The following is a 22,555-nucleotide window of genomic DNA, read 5'->3' on the forward strand; positions in this document are numbered from 1 at the left end:
GCGTGGCGTCAGGCGTCGACGGCTGCGGGCGCCTTCTGGTGCGTGGGCGTCGCGAAGAACTGCACCACCACGAAGGCGACGACGAGCGCCGCCGCGGGCAGCAGGATCGTCGAACCCATGGCATCTGCGAACGGGCCGCGCAGGAACTGCGGCAGCGCTCCGGTCGCCATCGCCCCGCCGCCCTGCGCGTGCCCGGTGGCGGCGGCGATCTTGTCCTCGATCTCGTGCTGCATGAGCACGCCGACCGCCGCGCTGCCGAGCACCGCGCCCACCTGCCGGGTCATGTTGTAGACGCCCGATCCGGCCCCGGCGAGCGGCAGCGGCAGGTTCCGGTTCGCGGTCGCGGCGAGCGGACCCCAGATGAAGGCGTTGCCGACGCCCATGAGCGCGATCGGGGCGAGGATGCCGATCACCGGCGTGGTGTCGTGCGCGACGAGGGCCAGCCAGAACAGAGCGGCCGCGTTGGCGGCGAAGCCGAATCCGGTGAGGTACTTCGGGTGCACCTTGTCCGCGAGCTTGCCCGACGGGGCGGCCAGCGCCCCCGAGATCACGGCCAGCGGGATCAGCAGCAGCGCCGACCGGGTGGGCGTGAGCCCCATGGACTTCTGCGCGAACAGCATGAGCGGGATCGACATGCCGGTCACGGAGAAGCCCATGCAGGCGATCGCCGCGTTGGCGAGCGAGAAGTTCCGGTCCTTGAACAGCGTCAGCGACATCAGCGGCTCCGCGGCCTTGGACTGCCACCACACGAAGACGACGAGGAGCGCGAGGCCGCCGACGATCATCGTCCAGATCGTCGCGGACCAGTCCTCCTTCTGCCCCTCCTGCAGCCCGAAGGTGAGCAGGAACAGGCCGAGCGCGCTGAGCACGATGCCGGGGATGTCGAGTTTGTGCTTGTGGGTGGGCAGGTTCGGCACCAGGATCACGGCGGCGATGAAGGCCGCGATGCCCACGGGCACGTTGACGAAGAAGACCCACTCCCAGCCGAGGCGGTCCACCAGCACGCCGCCGGCCAGCGGGCCGACGAGGATCGCGACGCCGGCGACGGAGCCCCACAGGGCCATCGCGGTGCCGCGCTTGTTCGGCGGGAAGGTGCGGGTGATGACGGCCATCGTCTGCGGGGTCATGAGGGCGGCGCCCAGGCCCTGCACGACGCGGGCCGCGATGAGCATGCCGATCGAGCCGGAGAGCCCGCACCACGCCGATGCCAGCGTGAAGACCACGAGGCCCGCCAGGTACAGCCGCTTGGGCCCGTACATGTCGCCGAGGCGTCCGGCGAGCAGCAGCGGCACGACGTACGCCAGCAGGTAGCCGCTGGTCACCCAGATGACGCCGTTGAGGTCGGTGCCGTTGGTGAGGTCGATCCAGATCGCGTCCGTCGCGACCGAGACGATCGTCGAGTCCACGAGGATCATGAAGAAGCCCACGACCAGCGCCCACAGCGCCGGCCAGGGCCGGTATCCGGACGGCAGGCCGGGCAGCGCGCCGGGGTCGTACTGCTTCGCAGTGGTGGCGTCATTCGTCATGACAGGTCGCCTTCCAATCCAGGGTCTCGTCGTCGAGTCGTTCGACGGTGCGCCGGAGCCAGTCGGCCTCGGCGGTGCGCATGGCGATCAGATAGTCCAGGTCGAGGAGGTGCATCTCCGCGGCGTGGCCGAGCGCGCGGGCGTGGCCCGCGCGCATCGCCGCCGTGTCGGCATCGAGGCGCCGGAGCCGTGCCGCGAAGAGCGCGCGCACGCGGTCGCGGTCCAGGTTGTGCGCCTCGGAGACGGCGAGCGGGAAGCTCGGGTACTCATCGGCGGGCTCCGAGAGCAGATCCGCGACGGTGTCCTGCAACCGTTCCCGGCCCGCCGCGGTGACCGCGTAGGTGGTCCGCTCGGGGCGGTTGCCGTCGCGGTCGGTGCCCCGCTCGACGACGAGTCCGTCGTCGGCGAGCCGCTTGACCGTGTGGTACAGCGAGCCCGCGCGGAGTTTGACCACGATGTCCGCGCGCCGCTCCGTCATCGTCGTGAACATCTCGTAGGGGTGCATGTCCCGCTCGGTGAGCAGGGCCAGCGCCGCGATCGCCAGCGGGGTCAGTGCCCGTTCCCCGGCCATGCCCACCTCCGATCGTTTCGCGCTCGACGGTCACGCTACTCCCCGAATACTCCACATGGAATATTCGGATCGGAGCAATACGCCCGAACCGGGACGAACCCACCCGTGACGCCCCTCACATCAGGGCAGGGGTGAGGGTCACCAGCGGGATCGGGCGGTCGACCGTCGCCTGGAAGGCGGCGAGGTCGGGGTTGTCCGCGAGCGCCCACGCGGCGAACTCGGCGTACTCCTCGCCCTCGAGCACGCGGGCCGTCGCGGCCACGGTGCGCGCCCCGATCTCGACGGTGACCGCCGGCGTCTTCCGCGCGTTGTGCCACCACGCGGGGTAGCACTTCTCGATGAAGGAGCTCACGTACATCTGCTCGCCGCGGTGGAGCACGCCCAGCGGCACCGTGTGCGGCCGGCCGGACCGCGCGCCGGTGGTGGTGAGCAGGATCATCGCGCCGCCCTCGTAGGCGCCGCCGACGACCCCGTCGTTGGCCCGGAACTCGGCGATCACGTTCCGGTTCCAGTCGCCGATGGTCTCCTCGGTCAGCGTGTTCCAGGGCATCTCCGGGTCGTCGTAGGAGCCCGGTTCCGATGTCTTCTCAGTCATACCCACCACTCTCGCGGGTATTGGTGTCAGTTTCCGTCCGCTATGAGACCGGATGTCCGCCAGGCCCGCGCGGGCGAGGGCTTCTTCCCGCACGACATGATGCGCGGCGGCAGGTCCTCCGCGGACACCGTCATGGTCCACGAACGGCCGTCCTCGTGCCGGACGGTGACGGCGCCGGCCCCGTCGGAGCCGGTGCGCAGGACGTCGGGCCCGACGGGGCCGAGGAGCTCGCGGACCGCGACCTCGGCGGCCTGCTCGGCGGGCGGGATCGACGAGCGGCCGCGGAGCCCGGCGGTCGCGACGACGCCGGCGCGCGCGGCGTCGAGGGCCTCCTTGGCCTGCGCGCCGGTGACCCGGCCGTAGGTGTGCCCCGCGGGCAGCACGATGAGGACGGGCGCGAAGCGGTGCCCGCCCGTGTGGGAGCACTCCCACACCACCGGATCGGCGTAGCAGCCAGCGAGCGAGGCCGCGATGGGCCGCCCGAGGACGGCGCAGCAGACGTCGCGCTTGCCGTTGGTGCACACGAGGGCGATCGGGCCCGCCGGCTCGCCCGCGGACGGGTCGTCGAAGGGCAGCGCGGGGATCTCGGCGTAGTCGGCGACGCTGAACATCCGCAGCGCGGTCTCCCCCGGCACCGAATTCGCGACGAACACCCGCTTGCTGCCGCGGAAGCTCCCGGCCCGGCCGGGCCGGCGGATGAGCAGCACCCTCAGGCCCCGGGACTCCGCGAACCGCTCGACGGCCTCGCCCACCTCCGGGGCGAAGGTCTCGCCCGAGAACGGGTCCCGGCCCCACCCGGCCTCGTTCTCGATGCACAACCAGCCGGTCTCGGTGGTCGCGGTACCGGGGAGCGGCTCATCGGTGAAACTCGAACAACGCTCCGTCATTCCGCCACCGTAGCCGACTACGATGAGCGCGATGATCGCGCGCACTCTCACCTCCGCCGGCCGGGTCCTCGCCACCGCCGGCCTCCTCGGCGCACTCGCCGGGCCGGCCGCCGCGACGCCCGGACCCGCACCGTCGCCGACGCCCGGCCCGGCGGCGAAGACCCTGGTCACCGATGCCTGTCCGCACAAGCAGGTCCCGCCACCCGCCGTCGACGAGTCCGAGGTGCCCAAGCCCGGGCAGCCCAGCCCCACGCCGCTCGCGGTGCCGGATCCGCCCGTCGGGGGCGGGAAGCTCGGCGGGTGCGGGCTCGTCGTGCCCGACGGTGCGCCGCCCGTCCCGCCCGGCATCGACTCGGCGGGCTGGCTCATCGCGGACGTCACCGACGGCACCGTCGTCGCGGCGAAGGACCCGCACGGGCGGTACCGGCCGGCGAGCACCATCAAGGTGCTGCTCGCGCAGGTCGCGCTCCGCGACCTCGACCTCACGACGGTGGTCGAGGGCACCGCGGAGGACGCGGCGCAGGAGGGCAACGGCGCGGGCGTGAACGTCGGCGGCCGCTACACCGTCGAGCAGCTCCTCGAGGGCCTCCTCCTGGCCTCCGGCAACGACGCCGCGCACGCGCTCGCCCGGCAGCTCGGCGGGGTCGACGCGACGCTGCGGAAGATGAACGCGCTGGCGGCGTCGCTCGGCGCGAAGGATACGCGGACCGCCTCCCCGTCCGGCCTCGACGGGCCCGGCATGAGCTCGAGCCCGTACGACATGGCGCTCCTCCTGCGCGCCGCCCTGCGCGACGACCGGTTCGTGCGCATCGCGGCGACACCGCAGGTCACGTTCCCCGGGCACCCGCCCGTCCCGACCACCGCGCCGTCGACGCCGCCCCCGCCGGGGCAGAGCCCGCCCCCGGCACCGACCTCGGTCGCGCCGTACCCGATCGTCAACGAGAACCGTCTGCTCACCGACTTCCCCGGCGCGGTCGCCGGCAAGAACGGCTACACCGACGACGCGAAGAAGACCTTCGTCGGCGCGGTCGACCGGGACGGCCACCGCTACGTGATCGTGCAGATGTTCGGGCTCTCGCAGACCGGCAACACCTACTGGGACCAGTACCGGCGACTCCTCGACTACGGCGTCGCGCTGCGCGGGAAGTCCGTGGGCACCCTGGTCGCGGCGGACGGTTCCGCGGACCGGCCGGAGCGCGCCCAGGAGGATCTGGTGGTCGAGAGCGGACCGTCGGGGATGGGGAACGGCACCCGGCTGCTGATCGGCCTCGGCGGCCTCGGCCTCATCGCGGTCCTCGTGGGCGCCGCCATGCGCACGAACCGGGGCCGCTGAGGTGGTCGCCGCGCCCGTCGGCGCCGCCTCGGTCCCGGACAAGGGACTGCGCTCGAACTCGCTGGGCCTGCTGAGCAACATGGCCATCGGGCTGTCGTCGACCGCGCCGGCGTACAGCCTCGCGGCCACGCTCGGCGGCGTGGTCGGCCACGTGCAGGGCAAGGCCCCGGCGATGTTCGTCGTGGCCTTCCTCCCCATGCTCATGGTGGCCGTCGCGTACAAGGAACTGGCCTCGGACACCCCCGACGCCGGGACCACGTTCACCTGGGGCAGTAGGGCGTTCGGCCCGTGGATCGGCTGGATGGGCGGCTGGGGCCTCGCCGTCTCGGCGATCATCTGCCTGGCGAACGTCGCGGAGATCTCGGCGAGCTACCTGCTGCGCTTCGTGGGCCTGACCTCGCTCGCCGACGACCGCGTGACCGTGGTCGGTTTCGGCTGCCTGCTCATCGTCGCGATGACCTGGGTGTCGTACCGCGGGATCGTCGTCTCGGAGCGCATGCAGAACGCGCTCATGTCGATCCAGTTCGCGGTGCTCGGCGTCGCCGCGGCGGCCGCGCTCTGGGCGGTGTACCGCGGCACCGCGGGGCCGCAGGCCGTGCGCCCGAGCTGGGACTGGCTCGATCCCACGGGCCTGAGCGCCTCGCAGGTCGCGGCCGCGGTGATCCTCTGCATCTTCCTGTACTGGGGCTGGGACGCCTGCCTCGCCGTCGGCGAGGAGACGAAGGACTCGTCGTCGACGCCCGGCCGGGCCGCGGTGCTCGCGACCGTCGTACTCATGGGCACCTACGTGCTGGTCGCCGTTGCCGTGCAGGCCTATTCGGGGTTCGGTGACAGCGGACTCGGGCTGGGCAACACCGATAACCACGACGACGTGCTCACCGTGCTCGGCCGGCCCGTCGGGGGCGCGGTCCTGGCGGGCCTGCTCGTGCTCACGGTCGCGCTCTCGGCGCTCTCCTCCACCCAGTCGACGGTGCTGCCCACGGCGCGCGGCACCCTCGCGATGGCGATCTACGAGGCGGTGCCGGAGCGGTTCGCGCGGGTGCACCCGAAGTACCTGACCCCGTCGTTCGGCACCGTCGTGATGGGCGGATCCGCGCTCGCCTTCTACCTCACGCTCGCCCTGCTCAGTCGCAACACCCTGGAGGACTCGATCAGCTCGCTGGGGCTGGCCGTCGCCTTCTACTACGCGATCACCGCATTCGCCTGCGCGTGGTACTTCCGGCGGACCCTGCGCCGGTCGGCACGAAACCTGCTGCTGCGCCTCGTCTTCCCCGTGCTCGGTGGCGTCGCGATGATCTGGGCGTTCGCGCAGAGCGCCGTCGACATGATCGCGCCCGACTACGGGCAGACGGTGATCGGCGGCATCGGCGGCGTCTTCGTGATCGGCATCGGCATGCTGGTGCTCGGCGTCCCGCTCATGATCGCGTGCGCCGTGACGCGGCCCGCCTTCTTCCGGGGGCGGACACTGCCATGCGCGACCGCATCCGACGACGCCTGAGCGACGCGCGTCAGCGCTTGCGGCGCAGGAGCGATCCGAGGCCGAGGCCCGCGACGAGCCCCGCCGCTCCCGCGAGCGCGGTCCGGCCGGCGTCGGGCTCGGAGCGGATGACGGGTGAGATCACCACGGGCTCCGGGGCCGCCGGAATCACGTAGCGCTGATTGCGCGGGTCGGTGGCCGCCCACGCGGTCGCGAACAGCACGATCCGCGCCGTGAAGTAGATGAACAGCATGATGCCGAGGATCGGGCCGAACGTGGCGCCGGCCGGGCCCTTCATCGCGTTGCCGATGAGCAGGGTCGCCAGCTGGATGAGGATCATGAACGCCACCGCAGCCATGAGGCCCGCGCGGGTGGCGTTGCGCCACGGGAACTGCACCCGCGGCAGGCGCGCGATCACGAAGGTCCACAGCACCCACAGCGCGAGGAGCGTGACCAGCAGCGTCGCGCCGGAGATGACGAAGTGCAGGCCGGGCACGTCGCTCAGCCCCGCGGCGTCGAGGAGCTTGGCGGTGAGTGGGCTGCTGCCTGCCGCCATCAGGGCGATGCAGGCGACGATCGCGACGAACAGGCCGGCGAGGGCACCCAGGTCGGCCAGCTTGGTCTTGACGAAGTTCTGCTCCGGCACCTTGCTGTCCCACATCTCGGTGAGACCGGCGCGGACGTTCGCCATCCAGCCGAGGCCGGCCCAGAGGCCGCCGGCGAGGCCCACGATGCCGACGGTGCTGCGGGAGGCGATCGCCTGGTCCACGAGGTCGCTGACGGACTTGCGCAGGCTCTCGTCGCTGATCACCGAGTTGATCTGCTGCTTGATCTCCGCGAGCAGCTCGGCGTCGTTGATGAGGATGTAGCCGCCGATGGCGAAGGCCACCATGATCAACGGGAACAGGGCGAAGACGCTGAAGTACGTGATGCCCGCGCCGAAGTAGTCGCCCTTCTTGTCCTGGTACCGCATGGCCGCCGCCATGATGTGGTCGAACCACGGCCATTTGTCGCGGTACTTCTGGAGCATGTCGAGACGTCCTCCTGCAGTTCGCTACTGCACACGGGCTAGGGCGCCAGGAACCCTACCCTGTCGTAGACGTCGGCGAGGGTCCGGGACGCGATCTCGCGCGCCCGCTCGCGGCCCGCGGTCAGGACCTTGTCCAGCTCGCTGCGGTCGTCCAGGTAGCCCTGTACCCGTCCCCGCAGGGGCGTCGCGAAGTCGACGAGGACGTCGGCGACCCGGGTCTTCAGGTCGCCGTAGCCCTTGCCCTCGTATGCGAGCTCCAGGTCCGGGATCGACGTGCCGGTGAACGCGGACTCGATGGTGAGCAGGTTGGAGACGCCGGGCTTGTTCTCGCGGTCGAAGCGGATCTCCCGCTCCGTGTCGGTGACCGCCGACTTGACCCGCTTCGCGATGACCTTGGGATCGTCGAGGATGCTGATCAGGCCCGCGTCGGACTCCGCCGACTTGCTCATCTTGGCGGTGGGGTTCTGCAGGTCGTAGATCTTGGCGGTGTCGGAGACGATGTACGCCTCGGGCACCACGAAGGTCTTCTTGAACCGGGTGTTGAAGCGCTGCGCCAGGTTCCGGGTCAGCTCGAGGTGCTGCCGCTGGTCCTCGCCCACCGGCACCAGTTGCGGGCGGTAGAGCAGGATGTCGGCGGCCATGAGGATCGGGTAGGTGAACAGGCCCACCGACGAGCTGTCGGTGCCGTTCTTGGCCGACTTGTCCTTGAACTGCGTCATGCGGCTGGCCTCACCGAAACCGGTGATGCAGCTGAGCACCCAGGTCAGTTCGGCGTGCTCGGGGATCTGCGACTGGACGAACATCGTCGACCGGGCGGGGTCCACGCCGAGGGCGAGCAGCTGCGCCGCGGCGAAGACGGTGCGCTCGCGCAGCGCCTTCGGGTCGTGCGGCGTGGTGATGCCGTGCATGTTCGGGATGAAGTAGAAGGTCTCGAACTCGTCCTGCAGCTGCACCCACTGCCGCACCGCGCCCAGGTAGTTGCCGAGGTGGAACGAGTCCGAGGTCGGCTGGATGCCCGACAGCGCGCGCTGCCGCTTCGCGGGGGTGGGGGCGGTTTCCGTCACGGGGAACGAGTCTATCGACCGCCGTTCCGCCGGTCTCCCCAGTATTCGGTCCGACGGTGCCGTCGGCCCGCGATCAGGCGTATTCGACCGTGACCGGGGCGTGGTCGGACCAGCGCAGGCTGTAGGCCTCGGCGCGTTCGACCTGGGCGGACACGGCCCGCTTCGCCAGCGCGTTGTTGGCGATCTGCAGGTCGATGCGCCAGCCGGAGTCGTTGTCGAAGGCCTTGCCCCGCCAGGACCACCACGCGTACGGCCCGGGCTCGCCCGGGTGCAGCTCGCGCACGACGTCCTTGAACGCGCGGCCCTCGCCGATGTACTCGCTCATCCAGGCCCGCTCCTCGGGCAGGAAGCCCGAGTTCTTGACGTTGCCCTTCCAGTTCTTGATGTCCAGCTCGGTGTGGCCGATGTTCCAGTCGCCGCACACCAGCACCTCACGCCGCCGCCGGCCCAGCTTCGCCAGGTAGGCGCCGAACTCGGCGCGGAAGCGGTCCTTCTCGTCCTGTCGCTCGGTGCCGACGTCGCCCGACGGGAGGTACAGCGAGCCGACGGTGAGCCCGTCGAAGTCGGCCTCGATGTACCGGCCGGTCGCGTCGAACTCCTCGCTGCCGAAGCCGACGCGCACCGCGTCCGCCTCCCGCCGCGAGAGCACGGCGACGCCGTTGCGGCCCGCGGTCGAGGACTCCGCGGCCGCGAGGTGCCAGCCCTCCTCGAGGGCCGGCGTGAGCGCCGTGAGCGTCTGCTTGTGGGTGGCGCGCACCTCCTGCAGCAGCACCACCTCCGCCTTCGTCTCGCGGAGCCACGGCAGCATGCCGAGGTTCTCCTCGGAGCGCTGCTTCACCGCGGCGCGGATGCCGTTGACGTTGATCGACGTGATGATCATGCGAGCGCCTCCACGGTCAGGCCGGCCGCGGCCCAGGCGGAGCGCACACGCGGCACGTCGGCATCGTCGGACACGGACAGCAGCACCTGCACCTCCCGGTCCGCGAGGACCGCGACGAACGTCGAGAGCGAACCGGCCTCGTCGGCGAGTACCTGCTCGGCCTCGGCGATGCCGAGCACCACGAGCGCGGGTCCGCCGAGCCAGTCGAGGTCGCCCAGGCTGTCGGCGAGCGCATCCCAGTTGGCGCCGAAGTCGAGCGGGAACTGAAGCGCGGCCGAGACCTCGTCGAGCAGTGCCGCCTTGGTGCGCATGCGGCTGCCGCGGGCCACGAGGACCCGCGGCCGTTCACGGCGCTTGAACGCGTCCAGGTCGGTGCCGGTCAGCGCGGCGCCGGCGCCGGAAGTGAGGAACTGCGGGAGGGTGCTCATCGGATCCTCGTGAAGGTCTCGTAGTGGTCCAGGGTGTACCAGGCACCGCCGTCGGCCCCGGTGATGATGCGTTCGGCGTCGCGGCCACGGCCCGACTTCTTCACGTTGACGTCCCACTCCGTGTACTTCGCGCGCTTGCCCTGCTTGTCGTTCTTGGGCAGGCGCCCCTCGAAGTTCCCGAAGTTGCGGCCGCCCTGCGTACCCGAGCCGTCCTTCGGGGGCCAGGTGCCCGCGTCGATCCGGGCGAGCGTCGCGAGGACGCGTTCCGGCGCCGCGGAGTTCGACTGTGCCGTGGCGCTCGCGGAGCCCTTCGTGGCGGCGGACGTGGCCGCGGGTTTCGCCGTGGCGGACGGCTCCGCGGGCGACTTTCCGCACGCCACGAGCCCGACGACGGTGAGCAGCGCGATCGCGCACAGCGCGAGAATCCTTCGCATAGCCCAAGACCCTACCGAGGGGCACCGACAGGTTCCGCGGTCCGCCGGGCGAGCAGCATCCCCACCCCGAAGACCACCAGTCCCGCGAGGGCCAGCCCGCTGCCGGCCAGCGCGGGCGCGGTGTAGCCCCCGCCCGCGGAGATCACGGCGCCGCCGAGCAGGGCGCCGAGCGCGTTCGCGATGTTGAGGGCGGAGTGGTTGAGCGTCGCTGCCAGGGTCTGCGCCTCGCCCGCCACGTCCATCAGGCGGGTCTGCAGCGCGGGCACGAGCGCCGAGGCCGTGAGGCCGATGAGGAAGAAGAGCGTGACCGCGGCGAAGGGCTGCGGCGCGAAGACCGAGAAGAGCGCCTGCAGCACGGCGAGCGCGGCCAGTGCGACGGCGATCGACCGGGTCACCGAGCTGTCGGCGGCGCGCCCGCCCACGGCGTTGCCGATCACCATGCCGACGCCGTACGCGGCCAGGACCGCCGGCACCGACGCCGCGCTCAGGCCCGACACGGAGGTCAGTGTGGTGGAGATGTAGGTGTAGACGGCGAACATGCCGCCGAAGCCGACGATGCCGGTGAGCAGCGCGAACCACACCTGCGGACGCGCGAGCGCGCCCAGCTCGGTGAGCGGGTTGGTCACGGGGATCTGCACCGACGGCAGGAAGGCCAGGAGCGCCGCCACGGTGACGGCGCCGATGACGACCACGACGCCCATCGCGTACCGCCAGCTCAGGGCGGTTCCGAGCCAGGTCACCAGCGGCACGCCGATGACGTTGGCGACCGAGAGGCCCATGAGCACCTGCCCCACTGCGCGGCCGCGCTCGGCGGGGCCGGCGAGGTGCGCCGCGACCAGCGCGGCGACGCCGAAGAAGGCGCCGTGCGGCAGGCCGGCGACGAAGCGCGCGGCCATCAGCGTGCCGTAGGTCGGCGCGAACACCGAGAGCGCGTTGCCCACGGTGAACGCGATCATCAGCGCGATGAGCAGCACCCGGCGCGGCACCCGCGCGAAGGCGGCCGCGATGAGCGGCGCCCCGACCACGACGCCCAGCGCGTACGCCGAGATGACGTGGCCGGCGACGGGCTCGGTGACCTCGAGGTCGGCGGCGATGTCGGGCAGCAGCCCCATCGCGGCGAACTCGGTGGTGCCGATGCCGAAGCCGCCGAGCGCCATGGCGCCGACCGCGAGCCTGGTCCGGGTAGAAGATTCCACGGAACCCTGTAACGCCTCGCGGTCTTCCACGCTTCCCACCTGCGGCTGTGACCTCGTTCACGGATTTCCGGTCCGATATGATGCGGACAGAGGTCATGAGTGTCAGCGCGCAGCCCCGGCTTGCTGACCGGCAACCCTCCACCGCGGTGGGGTGCCCCGGGTGATGACCCGGTTTCCCGGCGGTCCCCCGCCGGGTGGCAAGCGCGAGGAGAGGCTCGGTGACCATCAGCACCCGCACAGGCCGGCCCATCGACAGTCCCCCGGACTGGGCCCGGGTTCCCGACGGTGCGCTGCAGGCGGTGGCGCTCGGCCCGCTGGTCCTCGAATCGGGTGAGGTCCTCGAGGACGTCACGATGACCTTCCAGCGCTGGGGCACCCCCACCGCGGCCCACGACAACGTCGTACTGGCGCTGCACGCGTTGACGGGCGATTCGCACGTCACCGGGCCGGCGGACGACGAGCACCGCTCGGCGGGCTGGTGGGACGGGCTGATCGGCCCGGGCGCCGCGGTCGACACCGACGAGTGGTGCGTGGTCTCGGCGAACGTCCTGGGCGGCTGCTCGGGGTCGACGGGGCCGGCGTCGATCGCGCCGGACGGACGGCCGTACGGCTCCCGCTTCCCGGTGATCACCGTCCGCGACCAGGTCGAGGCGGAAGCGGCGCTGCTGCGCGCGCTGGATGTGCACGACATCGCCTCCGTCGTCGGCGGATCGATGGGCGGCGCGCGGGCCCTCGAGTGGGCCCTCATGTACGGCGATTTCCTGCGCTCCGCGCTGGTCCTCGCCGTCGGCGCCCGCGCCACGGCCGATCAGATCGGCACGCAGACCACGCAGATCGCGGCGATCAAGGCCGATCCGCACTGGCGGGGTGGCGACTACCACGCTCACGGCGTGCACCCGGACGCCGGGCTGGGCGTCGCGCGCCGGATCGCGCACCTGACCTACCGCACAGAGATCGAGTTGGACAGCCGGTTCGAGAACGCCCCGCAGGGCGACGAGGATCCCCGTGCCGGCGGCCGGTACGCCGTGACCTCGTACCTCGACCACCAGGCCGAGAAGCTGGTGAACCGGTTCGACGCCGGTAGCTACGTCGTACTCACCGACGTGCTCAACCACCACGACGTGGGCCGCGGCCGCGGTGGGATCGAGGCGGCCCTGCGCCGCTGCCGGGTCCCGATCGTGGTGGGCGGCATCGACTCCGACCGCCTCTACCCGCTGCGGCTCCAGCAGGAGCTCGCGGATCTGCTGCCCGGCAGCGGCGATCCGGTGGTCGTGCACTCCCGCGACGGCCACGACGGCTTCCTCACCGAGATGGACGCGGTGGCGGATCTGCTGCGGCGCACCCTCGAGTCGGCGCGCCGCTGACCCGTCGGGGGACGAGGCGTCCGGTCAGGGCGCCGGTTCGGTGACCGTCGGCGCCGCAGCGGAATCCGCGGGCTGCCCCGGGGTGACCTCGGACGACGACGGATCCGACTGCGCCGCTCCGGTGTTCACCGGATTCGAGCTCGAACTGCCGGTGCCCTGCGCGGCGCCGGCGCCCGGCGCGACGAGGCCGTTGCCCGGCGTGGGCTGCGACGAGTCCGGGCTGGGTGTGCGGGTGCCCTCCGTGGGCGTCCCGGGCGCCGTGGTCCCGGTCGGCGTCCCCGTCGGGGTGCCGGTCGGAATGGTCGGCAGGATCGTGGTCGGCAGCGTGCCGGTCGGCGAGGTCGGCGGGACCGTCGGCGTCGTCGGAACGGGCGGACGGGTCGTGGTGGGCACGACGGGCGGCGGCGCGAAGGTGGTCATGGTGGGCGTGACCTCGTCACCGCGGCCCGGCTCGGGCGGCGGAGCCGCTGTGGGCGGGACCGGCTTCTCGGGCGGCAACGTGGACGTGACCGAGGAGATCCTCGCCTCCGTGGTGGAGGTGTCGTCCGAGGTCACGGAGTCGGAGGAGGTGGGAACCACCTCCTCGGTGCTGCGCGCAGCCGGTCCGATGATCCCCGTCGCGTACCCCGTGGCGAGGACTGCGCCGGCGAGCGCGGCGACCACGAGCAGCGGCAGGATCGCCGCGGTGAGCCGCACGCTGTGCCCGCCCAGTACGCCGATACCGCTGTTGACCGCCGACGACGGTGCGGTGCCCGCGGCCCGGCGGTCGGCCGCGATCAGCGCGGCACCGGACGCCGTGATGGTCTCGGGCTCGTCGACGACCACCGGCTCGATGCCGGCATCGCGAGCCGCGGAGGAGACCGCCTCCCGCACAACGACGTTCAGCGCGCCCGCACCGATCAGTGCCAGCGCCTCCGGCGCGGCGGGCGCGCCGGCCGCGGCCGACCGCACGAGCGCGGCGAGGTGGTCGGCGGGTGCGGCGCCGGCACCGTCGGGAACGACGGCGCCGGTGCGCTTCTCGGCGATGACGGCTCCGTCGTGCACGGTGTACAGGCGGGCACCGTCGGCGCCGAGGTCGGCGACGAGTGCCGTGTCGTAACGCGCGATGGCGCCCCGCTCCCCCAGGCCCCGCAGGACGGCATCGGCATCGCGGACGATGCCGGCGGCGCGGACGCCGCCGCGTGCGCCCAGGCGGACGGAGAGCAGATCGCGCCGCGAGCGGACGGTCACCGCGGACGCGTCGACGTCGCGCTCCGCGTGGCTCGCGAGCAGGTCGAAGCCCGAGGACAGGAGGTTGCCGCGGCGCCCGAGGCGGTACGGGCCGGGGTCGATGGTGCGCGCCTGGCGGTCGACGACGTGACCGTCCTCGATCTCGAGGAGCACGCAGTGCACGGGTCCGGAGCCCACGGACGCGCCGAAGGACGAGATCCTCATGGCACCTCCGATCGGGTCGCTCACCGAGCCGTTATCTCCCCACATCGTACCCGATGCCGAAATGTTACATACAAGAATAGAAATTCTTGGTTTCGAGTATGTGGGTTACTTGGTGTCGAGCGGGCTGATCCCCCACGAGACGATCAGAATGGCCGCCGCTGCCAGGGCGAGCACCGTGACGTCGAACCAGCGACTGCGCACCCGCAGCAGTCCCTGCCGCCGTTCGGGCAGGAAGGCGCGGAGGAGGGCGGCGAATCCGGTGCCCGCGCCGAAGACGAACAGGCCGCGGCGCCAGTACTCCAGCCCGACCAGCACCATGCCCGCGGTGAGCACCCCGACGACGGCCACGTACCCCGCGTTCGCGATCACCGCGCGCACCACCCGGGCGCGCCGGTACTGCTCGACCGCGGGTTCGGTCACTAGGCCCGGTCCGAACGCGCGAGGTCGCGCTCCGCGGCGTCGATCACGTTGCCCAGCAGGAACGCCCGGGTCAGCGGGCCGACACCGCCCGGGTTCGGGGAGAGGTGGCCGGCGACCTCGGCGACGCCGGGCGCCACGTCGCCGCGCAGGCCGTCGGCGGTGCGGCTCACGCCCACGTCGAGCACGGCGGCGCCGGGCTTGACCATGTCGGCGGTGATCAGGCCGGGCACGCCGGCGGCGGCGATCACGATGTCGGCCCGGCGCACCTCGGCACCCAGGTCCCGGGTACCGGTGTGGCACAGCGTGACCGTCGCGTTCTCGGAACGCCGGGTCAGCAGCAGGCCGATCGGGCGCCCGACCGTGACGCCGCGCCCCACGACCACGACGTGCGCCCCGTTCAGCGGGACGTCGTAGCGGCGCAGGAGATGGACGATGCCGTGCGGCGTGCAGGGAAGCGGGCCGTCGGCGCCGAGCACGAGGCGGCCCAGGTTGGTCGGGTGCAGGCCGTCGGCGTCCTTCGCGGGGTCGATCCGCTCGAGGATCGCGTTCTCGTCGATGTGCTTCGGGAGCGGGAGCTGCACGATGTAGCCGGTGCACGCGGGATCCGCGTTGAGCTCGTCGATGACGGCCTCGAGTTCGGCCTGCGAGATCTCCGCCGGCAGATCGCGGCGGATCGACTCGATGCCGACCTTCGCGCAGTCGGCGTGCTTGCCCTTGACGTACGAGTGAGAGCCGGGATCGTCGCCGACCAGCACGGTCCCGAGCCCGGGGACCACCCCGCGGGCCCGCAGCGCGGTCACGCGCTCACGGAAGCTCTCGAAGAGTTCGTCGCGGGTCTTCTTACCGTCCAGTACAAGCGCCGTCACGGCCCACATCCTATCGCCCTGGGATCAGCGCGACGATTTCCACCGGTTCGAGTCGCTTTCGTTCGCGATCCAACAGATACTGAGGCCATGACTCATCAGAATCCCCTCCAGCAGGGCATCCAGCAGAGCGTCAAGTCGACGTGGCAGGCCATCCTCGCGCTGGGCGTGCTGTCCATCGTCCTGGGCGTCATCATCGCGGTGTGGCCCGGACCCACCACCCTGGTCGTGGGCATCCTGTTCGGTGTCTTCCTCCTCCTGACCGGCGCGTTCCAGGTGATCGCCGGCCTGCTCGGCGAGACGCAGCACCGCGTGCTGACCGTGATCAGCGGTGCGCTCGCGCTCGTCCTCGGCGTCTCCTGCTTCCGCGACGACGTCGTCAACTCGGTGGCGATCCTCGGCATCTGGATCGGCGTGAGCTGGATCTTCTCGGGCGTCACCTCGATCGTCATCGGCATCTCCGACAAGCAGCTCCCCAACCGCGTGTGGGTCGTGATCCTCGGCATCATCAGCCTCGCCGGCGGCGCCGTGCTCATCGCGTACCCGTTCTCCGTCGAGGTGCTCGTGCTGGTCGCCGGCATCTGGGCCGTCGCCATCGGCATCGTGCAGGTCATCTCGGCCTTCCAGCTGCGCAGCACCGCCAAGCAGGTGCAGCAGCGCGTCTCCGACCTGGTCGGCTGACGAACCCTCCTCCTCCGAGTGCGGAACACGGGTGACAGGATCGTCACCCGTGTTCCGCATTCTGTTCTTCGAGCCCCGGATCGCCCCCAACACGGGCAACGCGATCCGCATCGCCGCCGTCACCGGATGCGAGCTGCACCTGGTCGAGCCGCTCGGCTTCGATCTCTCCGAGCCCAAGCTGCGGCGCGCCGGGCTGGACTACCACGATCTGGCGCACGTGAGCGTGCACGCCGACCTGGACGCCGCCTGGGCGGCGCTGGAGCCCCGCACCGTCTACGCCTACACGGCGCACGCGACGCGGCACCACCACGAGGTCGCCTACGCCCCCGGCGACGTCCTCCTCTTCGGCCCCGAGCCGACGGGGCTCCCGCCCGAGGTGCTCGCCGACCCGCGCATCACCGAGGCGCTCCGCATCCCCATGCTGGCGGGCCGCCGCTCCCTCAACCTCGCCAACAGCGCCGCGATCGTCGCGTACGAGGCGTGGCGGCAGAACGGCTTCGACGGGGCGCTCTGACGGCGCCGGAACGCCGGCGCCGCACCGCGACTACCCGGTCGGTTCGTTGTAGCCGTTCTGGCTGTTGAGGATCGGGCGCAGCTTCGCGGTCTTCTCCGGCGTCCAGCCGGGCGGCTCCAGGATCGCGGCCCAGGAATCCGCGGCGGCCTTGACGTAACTGTGCCCGTGGCCGTCCGGGACGTTCACGGCCACGGCCATGTCGGCCGAGACCTGCAGGAAGGTCACGATCGGCACCCACGACACCGAGGACAGCACGTCGATCCCGCGTTCCTCGCGCAGCCAGTCCGGCTTGCTGAAAGCGAGGTCGGGCGTCCACCGGCCGATCGGGTCCGAGGCGTGCTGGAGGTAGACCACGCGCGGGCCGTTCCACGGGCCGGACGGCTTCGCGAGATCCTCGGCGCGGGCGGCGAACCGGACGTTGGCGCCCTCCTGGTAGACGGGCAGCCATTCCGGCGAACCCGCGTCGCGCTGCTCGGTCAGCCGCACCCACATCTCGTTGTTGAAGGTGGGCCCGGAGAAGAGGGCACCGTCGGTCCGGGCGAGCAGGTTGTTGAGCGAGAGGAACGGGGCCTCGCCGCCGAAGGAGCCGAGGCTCTCGCCGAAGACGACGAGCTTGGGCCGCTGCCCCTCGGGGAGCGCCTTGACCCGCTTGTCGACGGCCTCGAAGAGCGCCTGCCCGGCGTCGAGGGCGTTCTGCTTGTCGACGAGGAAGGACAGCCAGCTGGGCAGGTACGAGTACTGCATGCTGACGATCGCCGTGTCGCCGTTGTACATGTACTCGAGCGCGCCGGCCTCCGCCTCGTTCACCCAGCCGGTGCCGGTGGTCATCGCGACGGCGACGACCTTGCGCCGCAGGCCGCCGGTCCGCTCAAGCTCCTGCGCGGTCTTCTCCGCGATCGCCTGGTAGCGGTTGGGGTCGTCGGAGTCCACGGACCCGAGGCCAGCGTAGGTGCGGATCGGTTCGATGGCGGGGGCGCCGTTGAAGGCCGTCAGGTGCTCGACCGTCTGCGCGTTCGAGACGAAGACGCGTCCCTGCTTACCGAGCGACGACCACTCGACGAGGGAGCCCGGGCCGCCCGAACGGAAGGCGCTCGTGGGCGCCGGGCGGTCGGTCCCGCCCTCGCGGTTGACCTTCGAGAAGGTGTTGTTCATCGCGTCCATCGCGCCGCGCACCACGACGCCGTTGATGACGCCGACCGACAGCAGCAGAACGAGGCCGACGGCGACGACCGCGGCGACGCGGGGCGGGCAGTAGCCGCCGAGCTTGCCGGCGATCCACCGCACCAGCGTGCGCACGCCCTTGCCGACCTCGACGAAGACGTAGAGCAGTACGATCGACAGCACCCCGATCTCCAGGTAGTCGACGAAGCGCAGGTACTCGACGTCCATCAGGTCGCGCAGGCGGGTCTGCCAGGAGTCGAAGAACAGGACCATGCCGATCGTCCCGACGACGCCGATGCCGAGGAGCACCCACCACGCCCTGCGGGGGGCGGGCGGCGTGGAGTCCTGGGACCGCATGAACCGGACGAGCCACACACCGAAGACGCCGAACATGTAGCCGAGCGCGCCGGAACCGCCGCTGACCAGGCTCTGGAACAGCGGGCCGCGCGGCAGCAGCGACGGGGTCAGGGAGAGCCAGAGGAACACTAGACCGACCGCGGTACCGGTGAAGGTGTAGCGGTGCGACCACCACTCCCGGATCCGGTCGAGCACCCCGGAGTCCTCCGTGACGGACTCCTCGGCAACGGACTCCGCCGCGCCTTCGACTGCCTCACTCATCCACGTCTCCCCTACTGCGGAAATGCCGGTGTCTCATCATGCACCGCCCGTGCCCGGTGCGCCTGCAAAGGCAGTCTGTCACGGGGCCCGGTTCACCCGTTGCCTCGCGCCTCTCAGGGGACGCCAATATCATCGAGCGGACCGCGATGACCCGACTGCCCCGCGGACGCACCGGTGCCGGCCGACGCCCGGCTCCGGCTGGCCCGCCACCATAAACCTCCGATGTTTAGAGGCCCCTCGATGTACGTGGGGCTTGAACTTCCAGTTCGCCACCTGAGTTCTCTGCAATTTCCGAGCGATTCATCGGCTCTTTTGGTAGATTCATCGGGTCAGACTGACGCGATGACTGGAGCACGTCCATGACGGAGACCCCCACGCCCGGCCACCCCTCGGGCTCCACCTTCTCGAAGATCCTCGTCGCCAACCGCGGCGAGATCGCGATCCGCGGCTTCCGCGCCGCGGTGGAGACCGGCGCCCGCACCGTGGCGGTGTACCCCTACGAGGACCGGAACTCGCCGCACCGGCAGAAGGCGGACGAGGCGTACCAGATCGGCGTGGAGGGCCACCCGGTCCGGGCGTACCTCAGCGTCGACGAGATCCTGCGGATCGCGAAGCAGTCGGGTGCCGACGCGGTGTACCCCGGCTACGGCTTCCTCTCGGAGAATCCGGACCTCGCGGCGGCGTGCGCGGCCGCGGGGATCACCTTCGTGGGCCCGCCCACCGAGGTGCTCGAACTGACCGGCAACAAGGCGCGGGCGATCGCGGCGGCCCGGGACGCGGGACTGCCGGTCCTGACGTCGACGGCGCCGTCGTCGGACGTCGACGAGTTGCTGGCCGCCGCGCAGGACATGCACTTCCCGGTGTTCGTCAAGGCGGTCGCCGGTGGCGGCGGCCGCGGGATGCGGCGGGTGAACACGATCGACGAGTTGCGGGACGCGATCGAGATCGCCTCGCGGGAGGCGGAATCGGCGTTCGGCGACGCGACGGTCTTCCTCGAGGAGGCCGTGATCGACCCGCGCCACATCGAGGTGCAGATCCTCGCGGACACCGCGGGCAACGTGATCCACCTCTTCGAGCGGGACTGCTCGCTGCAGCGTCGCCACCAGAAGGTGATCGAGATGGCGCCCGCGCCGAACATCTCGGACGAGCTGCGGCAGCGGCTGTGCACCGATGCGGTGAACTTCGCGAGGGCGATCGGCTACAGCTGCGCCGGCACCGTCGAGTTCCTCGTCGATCCGCAGGGCCGGCACGTCTTCATCGAGATGAACCCGCGGATCCAGGTGGAGCACACGGTGACCGAGGAGGTCACCGACGTCGACCTGGTCGCCGCGCAGCTCAAGGTCGCCGCCGGGGCCACCCTCCCGGAGCTGGGGCTCACGCAGGACGCGATCCACCTCAACGGCGCCGCGCTGCAGTGCCGCATCACCACCGAGGACCCGACCGACGGCTTCCGCCCGGACACCGGGCGGGTCAGCGCGTACCGCACGCCCGGCGGCGCGGGCATCCGCCTCGACGGCGGCACCTCGGTGGGCGCGGAGATCAGCCCGCACTTCGACTCGATGCTGGTCAAGCTCACCACCCGCGGCCGGGACCGGGAGACGGCGATCGTCCGCGCGCGACGCGCCCTCGCCGAGTTCCGTATTCGCGGTGTCGCGACGAACATCCCGTACCTCCAGGCGGTCCTGGCCGATCCGGCGTTCGTCGCGGGTGAGGTGACCACGTCGTTCATCGAGCAGCGGCCGGAGCTGCTCACCGCCCGCGGCTCGTCGGACACCGCCTCGAAGATCCTGCGCTACCTGGCGGACGTCACCGTCAACAAGCCGCACGGCACCCGCCCGACGAAGGTGTACGCGATCGACAAGCTACCCGCCGTCGACCTCAGCGCACCCGCGCCGGAGGGCTCGCAGCAACGACTCGAGCGCCTGGGCCCCGCCGGATTCGCTGCGGACCTGCGCGCGCAGACGGCGCTCGCGGTCACCGACACCACGTTCCGCGACGCGCATCAGTCGCTGCTCGCGACGCGCGTGCGGACTTCCGCGCTGGCCACGATCGCGCCCTACGAGGCGCGGCTGACGCCGCAGCTCCTGTCGGTCGAGGCGTGGGGCGGTGCGACCTACGACGTGGCGTTGCGGTTCCTGCACGAGGACCCGTGGGAGCGGCTCGCCACGCTGCACGCCGCCATGCCGAACATCTGCCTGCAGATGCTGCTGCGCGGCCGGAACACCGTGGGCTACACGCCCTACCCGCAGCAGGTCACGGATTCGTTCGTCGCGGAGGCGGCCGCCACCGGCGTGGGGATCTTCCGGATCTTCGACGCGCTCAACGACGTCGAGCAGATGCGCCCGGCGATCGAGGCCGTGCTCGCCACGAACACCGCGGTCGCGGAGGGCGCGCTCTCCTACACCGGCGACCTCGCGAATCCGCGCGAGAGCCTCTACACGCTGGACTACTACCTGGGCGTCGCGGAGCGGATCGTCAAGGCGGGCGCGCACATCCTCGCGATCAAGGACATGGCCGGGCTGCTGCGCCCCGCCGCCGCGACCACGCTGGTGACCGCCCTGCGCAAGGAGTTCGACCTTCCGGTCCACGTGCACACGCACGACACCCCGGGCGGCCAGCTCGCCACGTACCTCGCCGCCTGGACCGCCGGCGCGGACGCCGTCGACGGGGCCGCCGCGCCGCTGTCGGGTACCACGAGCCAGCCCTCGCTGTCGTCGATCGTCGCCGCCACCGCGCACACCGAACGGGACACCGGCATCGACCTCGACGCGGTGTGCTCCCTCGAGCCCTACTGGGAGGCCGTGCGCGGGGCGTACGCGCCGTTCGAGTCCGGCCTGAAGGCGCCGACGGGACGGGTGTACCACCACGAGATCCCCGGCGGGCAGCTGTCGAACCTGCGCCAGCAGGCCGGGGCACTGGGTCTGGCGGAGCGGTTCGAGGACATCGAGAACGCCTACGCCGCCGCCGATCGCATGCTCGGCAGGCTCGTCAAGGTCACCCCGTCGTCGAAGGTCGTCGGCGACCTCGCCCTCGCCCTGGTCGGCACCGGCGTCTCCCCCGACGACTTCGCCGCGGACCCCGGCAAGTACGACATCCCCGACTCGGTGATCGGCTTCCTCCGCGGCGAGCTCGGCACCCCGCCCGGTGGTTGGCCGGAGCCGCTGCGTAGTCGCGCCCTCGAGGGCCGCGCCGAGGCCGCACCGGTCAGCGACGTGCCGGCCGACGAGGCCGCCGAGCTGGCGGGCACCTCGGAGCAGCGCCGGGCGTCGCTGAGCCGCCTGCTCTTCCCCGGACCGATGCGCGAGTTCACCGAGCACCTGGCCGAATTCGGCGACGTCTCCAAGCTGTCGACCAACCAGTTCCTCTACGGCCTGCGGCAGGGCGAGGAACACCGCGTCCAGCTCGCCACCGGCGTCGAGCTGCTGATCAAACTCGAAGGCGTCGGTGAACCCGACGAGCACGGCAACCGCACGCTGGTCTGCACGCTCAACGGCCAGCTGCGCACCGTCTCCGTGCGGGACCGCGCCGTGCAGGCCGAGGTGCCCGCCGCCGAGCGCGCCGACCGGACGAACCCGGGACACGTAGCCGCCCCCTTCGCGGGCGTCGTCACCCCGACGGTCCACGCCGGCTCCACGGTCGCCGTCGGCGACCAGATCGCCACCATCGAGGCGATGAAGATGGAGGCGGCCATCACGGCACCCGTCGCGGGCACCGTCACCCGGGTCGCCCTCGCCGGCGCCACCCAGGTCGACGGTGGCGACCTGGTCGCCGTCATCGAGGGCTGAGGCTCGGCCGGTCTCGGGCGCCTCAGTCGTCGACGGCGAAGCGCTTGAGGCGGCTGGTCTGCCCGGCGACCAGCCGGACGCGCGACTTCGGCACCCCGAGGTGGGAGGCGAGCAGCTCGGCGGCGGCCTTGTTCGCCTTCCCCTCGGTGGCCGGCTCGCGCACGAACAGGGTGAGCGCGCCGGCATCGTCGATCTCCACGGCGGGGCCCTTGCGGCTCCCCGGCTTGATCGTGCAGGTCACGGTGCGCGGGCTCATCGCTCCATGATCGCAGGTTCACCAATGAGTACAGTGGA

Annotated in this window: 21 protein-coding genes and 1 riboswitch; of the genes, 6 read left to right on the top strand and 15 right to left on the bottom strand. The window is 71.6% G+C overall.

Features of this window, described 5'->3' with window-relative positions; genetic code table 11:
• Positions 1 to 8 precede the first annotated feature (8 nt).
• The 4 genes from BLW32_RS22180 to BLW32_RS22195 form a co-directional block, all read right to left on the bottom strand.
• Positions 9 to 1,526 carry a DHA2 family efflux MFS transporter permease subunit gene (locus tag BLW32_RS22180; RefSeq protein ID WP_082791390.1) on the bottom strand — a complete coding sequence of 506 codons (1,518 nt, stop codon included), beginning with the start codon at positions 1,524 to 1,526 and terminating at the stop codon, positions 9 to 11.
• The gene (locus tag BLW32_RS22185) at positions 1,516 to 2,097 is read right to left on the bottom strand and encodes a PadR family transcriptional regulator (protein ID WP_068741621.1); all 582 of its coding nucleotides are present in this window, start codon (positions 2,095 to 2,097) and stop codon (positions 1,516 to 1,518) included. Before BLW32_RS22185 ends, BLW32_RS22180 begins: the two co-directional genes overlap by 11 nt.
• 115 nt (positions 2,098 to 2,212) lie before the next feature.
• Positions 2,213 to 2,692: a nitroreductase/quinone reductase family protein gene (locus BLW32_RS22190; RefSeq protein ID WP_068741620.1), complete on the bottom strand. Its 480-nt coding sequence runs from the start codon at positions 2,690 to 2,692 to the stop codon at positions 2,213 to 2,215.
• A 26-nt stretch (positions 2,693 to 2,718) separates the two neighbouring features.
• On the bottom strand, positions 2,719 to 3,579 hold the full coding sequence (locus BLW32_RS22195; protein WP_068741619.1) for a ferredoxin family protein: 861 nt from the start codon (positions 3,577 to 3,579) through the stop codon (positions 2,719 to 2,721).
• Positions 3,580 to 3,610: 31 nt separating this feature from the next.
• Between BLW32_RS22195 and BLW32_RS22200 the strand changes: the two genes are divergently transcribed.
• Together BLW32_RS22200 and BLW32_RS22205 are read left to right on the top strand one after the other, a co-directional pair.
• Positions 3,611 to 4,912: a D-alanyl-D-alanine carboxypeptidase family protein gene (locus tag BLW32_RS22200; RefSeq protein WP_074850782.1), complete on the top strand. Its 1,302-nt coding sequence runs from the start codon at positions 3,611 to 3,613 to the stop codon at positions 4,910 to 4,912.
• 1 nt (position 4,913) lies between these two features.
• Positions 4,914 to 6,410, top strand: coding sequence for an APC family permease (locus BLW32_RS22205; RefSeq protein WP_068741617.1), 1,497 nt, complete (start codon positions 4,914 to 4,916; stop codon positions 6,408 to 6,410).
• A 10-nt stretch (positions 6,411 to 6,420) separates the two neighbouring features.
• Here BLW32_RS22205 and yhjD read toward each other — a convergent pair whose 3' ends face one another.
• From yhjD to BLW32_RS22235, 6 genes are all read right to left on the bottom strand, one after another.
• A complete protein-coding gene (yhjD, locus tag BLW32_RS22210) occupies positions 6,421 to 7,419 on the bottom strand; it encodes an inner membrane protein YhjD (protein ID WP_068522436.1) in 999 nt (332 codons plus the stop codon).
• A gap of 38 nt (positions 7,420 to 7,457) precedes the next feature.
• Positions 7,458 to 8,483: a tryptophan--tRNA ligase gene (trpS, locus tag BLW32_RS22215; protein WP_068522439.1), complete on the bottom strand. Its 1,026-nt coding sequence runs from the start codon at positions 8,481 to 8,483 to the stop codon at positions 7,458 to 7,460.
• Between the two features lie 73 nt (positions 8,484 to 8,556).
• Complete coding sequence (locus BLW32_RS22220; protein ID WP_068741616.1) at positions 8,557 to 9,363, bottom strand: exodeoxyribonuclease III; 807 nt, start codon at positions 9,361 to 9,363, stop codon at positions 8,557 to 8,559.
• Positions 9,360 to 9,791 carry a barstar family protein gene (locus BLW32_RS22225; RefSeq protein WP_068741615.1) on the bottom strand — a complete coding sequence of 144 codons (432 nt, stop codon included), beginning with the start codon at positions 9,789 to 9,791 and terminating at the stop codon, positions 9,360 to 9,362. The genes BLW32_RS22220 and BLW32_RS22225 overlap by 4 nt, the downstream gene beginning before the upstream one ends.
• Entirely contained in the window at positions 9,788 to 10,225 is a 438-nt protein-coding gene (locus BLW32_RS22230; protein WP_068741614.1) for a guanyl-specific ribonuclease, read from the bottom strand. Before BLW32_RS22230 ends, BLW32_RS22225 begins: the two co-directional genes overlap by 4 nt.
• Positions 10,226 to 10,236: 11 nt before the next feature.
• Complete coding sequence (locus tag BLW32_RS22235) at positions 10,237 to 11,382, bottom strand: MFS transporter (RefSeq protein ID WP_082791389.1); 1,146 nt, start codon at positions 11,380 to 11,382, stop codon at positions 10,237 to 10,239.
• Positions 11,383 to 11,512: 130 nt separating this feature from the next.
• Positions 11,513 to 11,631: riboswitch (SAM riboswitch) on the top strand.
• Positions 11,632 to 11,639: 8 nt separating this feature from the next.
• Between BLW32_RS22235 and metX the strand changes: the two genes are divergently transcribed.
• The gene (metX, locus tag BLW32_RS22240) at positions 11,640 to 12,785 is read left to right on the top strand and encodes a homoserine O-acetyltransferase MetX (RefSeq protein ID WP_068741612.1); all 1,146 of its coding nucleotides are present in this window, start codon (positions 11,640 to 11,642) and stop codon (positions 12,783 to 12,785) included.
• 24 nt (positions 12,786 to 12,809) lie between these two features.
• Here the strand turns inward: metX and BLW32_RS27810 are convergent, their stop codons facing one another.
• The 3 genes from BLW32_RS27810 to BLW32_RS22255 all read right to left on the bottom strand — a co-directional run bounded on the left by BLW32_RS27810 (position 12,810) and on the right by BLW32_RS22255 (position 15,505).
• Complete coding sequence (locus BLW32_RS27810) at positions 12,810 to 14,219, bottom strand: hypothetical protein (protein WP_068741611.1); 1,410 nt, start codon at positions 14,217 to 14,219, stop codon at positions 12,810 to 12,812.
• A gap of 105 nt (positions 14,220 to 14,324) precedes the next feature.
• A complete protein-coding gene (locus tag BLW32_RS22250) occupies positions 14,325 to 14,639 on the bottom strand; it encodes a DUF3017 domain-containing protein (protein ID WP_074850787.1) in 315 nt (104 codons plus the stop codon).
• Positions 14,639 to 15,505, bottom strand: a complete 867-nt coding sequence (locus BLW32_RS22255; protein ID WP_193842593.1) for a bifunctional methylenetetrahydrofolate dehydrogenase/methenyltetrahydrofolate cyclohydrolase — start codon at positions 15,503 to 15,505, stop codon at positions 14,639 to 14,641. Before BLW32_RS22255 ends, BLW32_RS22250 begins: the two co-directional genes overlap by 1 nt.
• A gap of 87 nt (positions 15,506 to 15,592) precedes the next feature.
• Here BLW32_RS22255 and BLW32_RS22260 point away from each other — a divergent pair, with 87 nt between their 5' ends.
• Positions 15,593 to 16,183, top strand: coding sequence for an HdeD family acid-resistance protein (locus BLW32_RS22260; RefSeq protein ID WP_068522455.1), 591 nt, complete (start codon positions 15,593 to 15,595; stop codon positions 16,181 to 16,183).
• Positions 16,184 to 16,232: 49 nt separating this feature from the next.
• Positions 16,233 to 16,697, top strand: coding sequence for a tRNA (cytidine(34)-2'-O)-methyltransferase (locus BLW32_RS22265; protein WP_068741610.1), 465 nt, complete (start codon positions 16,233 to 16,235; stop codon positions 16,695 to 16,697).
• Positions 16,698 to 16,727: 30 nt separating this feature from the next.
• Here BLW32_RS22265 and BLW32_RS22270 read toward each other — a convergent pair whose 3' ends face one another.
• The gene (locus BLW32_RS22270; RefSeq protein WP_082791388.1) at positions 16,728 to 18,476 is read right to left on the bottom strand and encodes an alpha/beta hydrolase; all 1,749 of its coding nucleotides are present in this window, start codon (positions 18,474 to 18,476) and stop codon (positions 16,728 to 16,730) included.
• A gap of 359 nt (positions 18,477 to 18,835) precedes the next feature.
• Between BLW32_RS22270 and BLW32_RS22275 the strand changes: the two genes are divergently transcribed.
• Positions 18,836 to 22,261 (top strand): pyruvate carboxylase, encoded by a 3,426-nt coding sequence (locus BLW32_RS22275; RefSeq protein ID WP_068741609.1) that lies wholly within the window; start codon positions 18,836 to 18,838, stop codon positions 22,259 to 22,261.
• A gap of 22 nt (positions 22,262 to 22,283) precedes the next feature.
• Here BLW32_RS22275 and BLW32_RS22280 read toward each other — a convergent pair whose 3' ends face one another.
• The gene (locus BLW32_RS22280) at positions 22,284 to 22,517 is read right to left on the bottom strand and encodes a DUF167 domain-containing protein (RefSeq protein ID WP_068522472.1); all 234 of its coding nucleotides are present in this window, start codon (positions 22,515 to 22,517) and stop codon (positions 22,284 to 22,286) included.
• Positions 22,518 to 22,555: the final 38 nt, after the last annotated feature.

Origin of the sequence: Tsukamurella tyrosinosolvens, from assembly GCF_900104775.1 — a bacterium.
GTDB classification, from domain to species: domain Bacteria; phylum Actinomycetota; class Actinomycetes; order Mycobacteriales; family Mycobacteriaceae; genus Tsukamurella; species Tsukamurella tyrosinosolvens.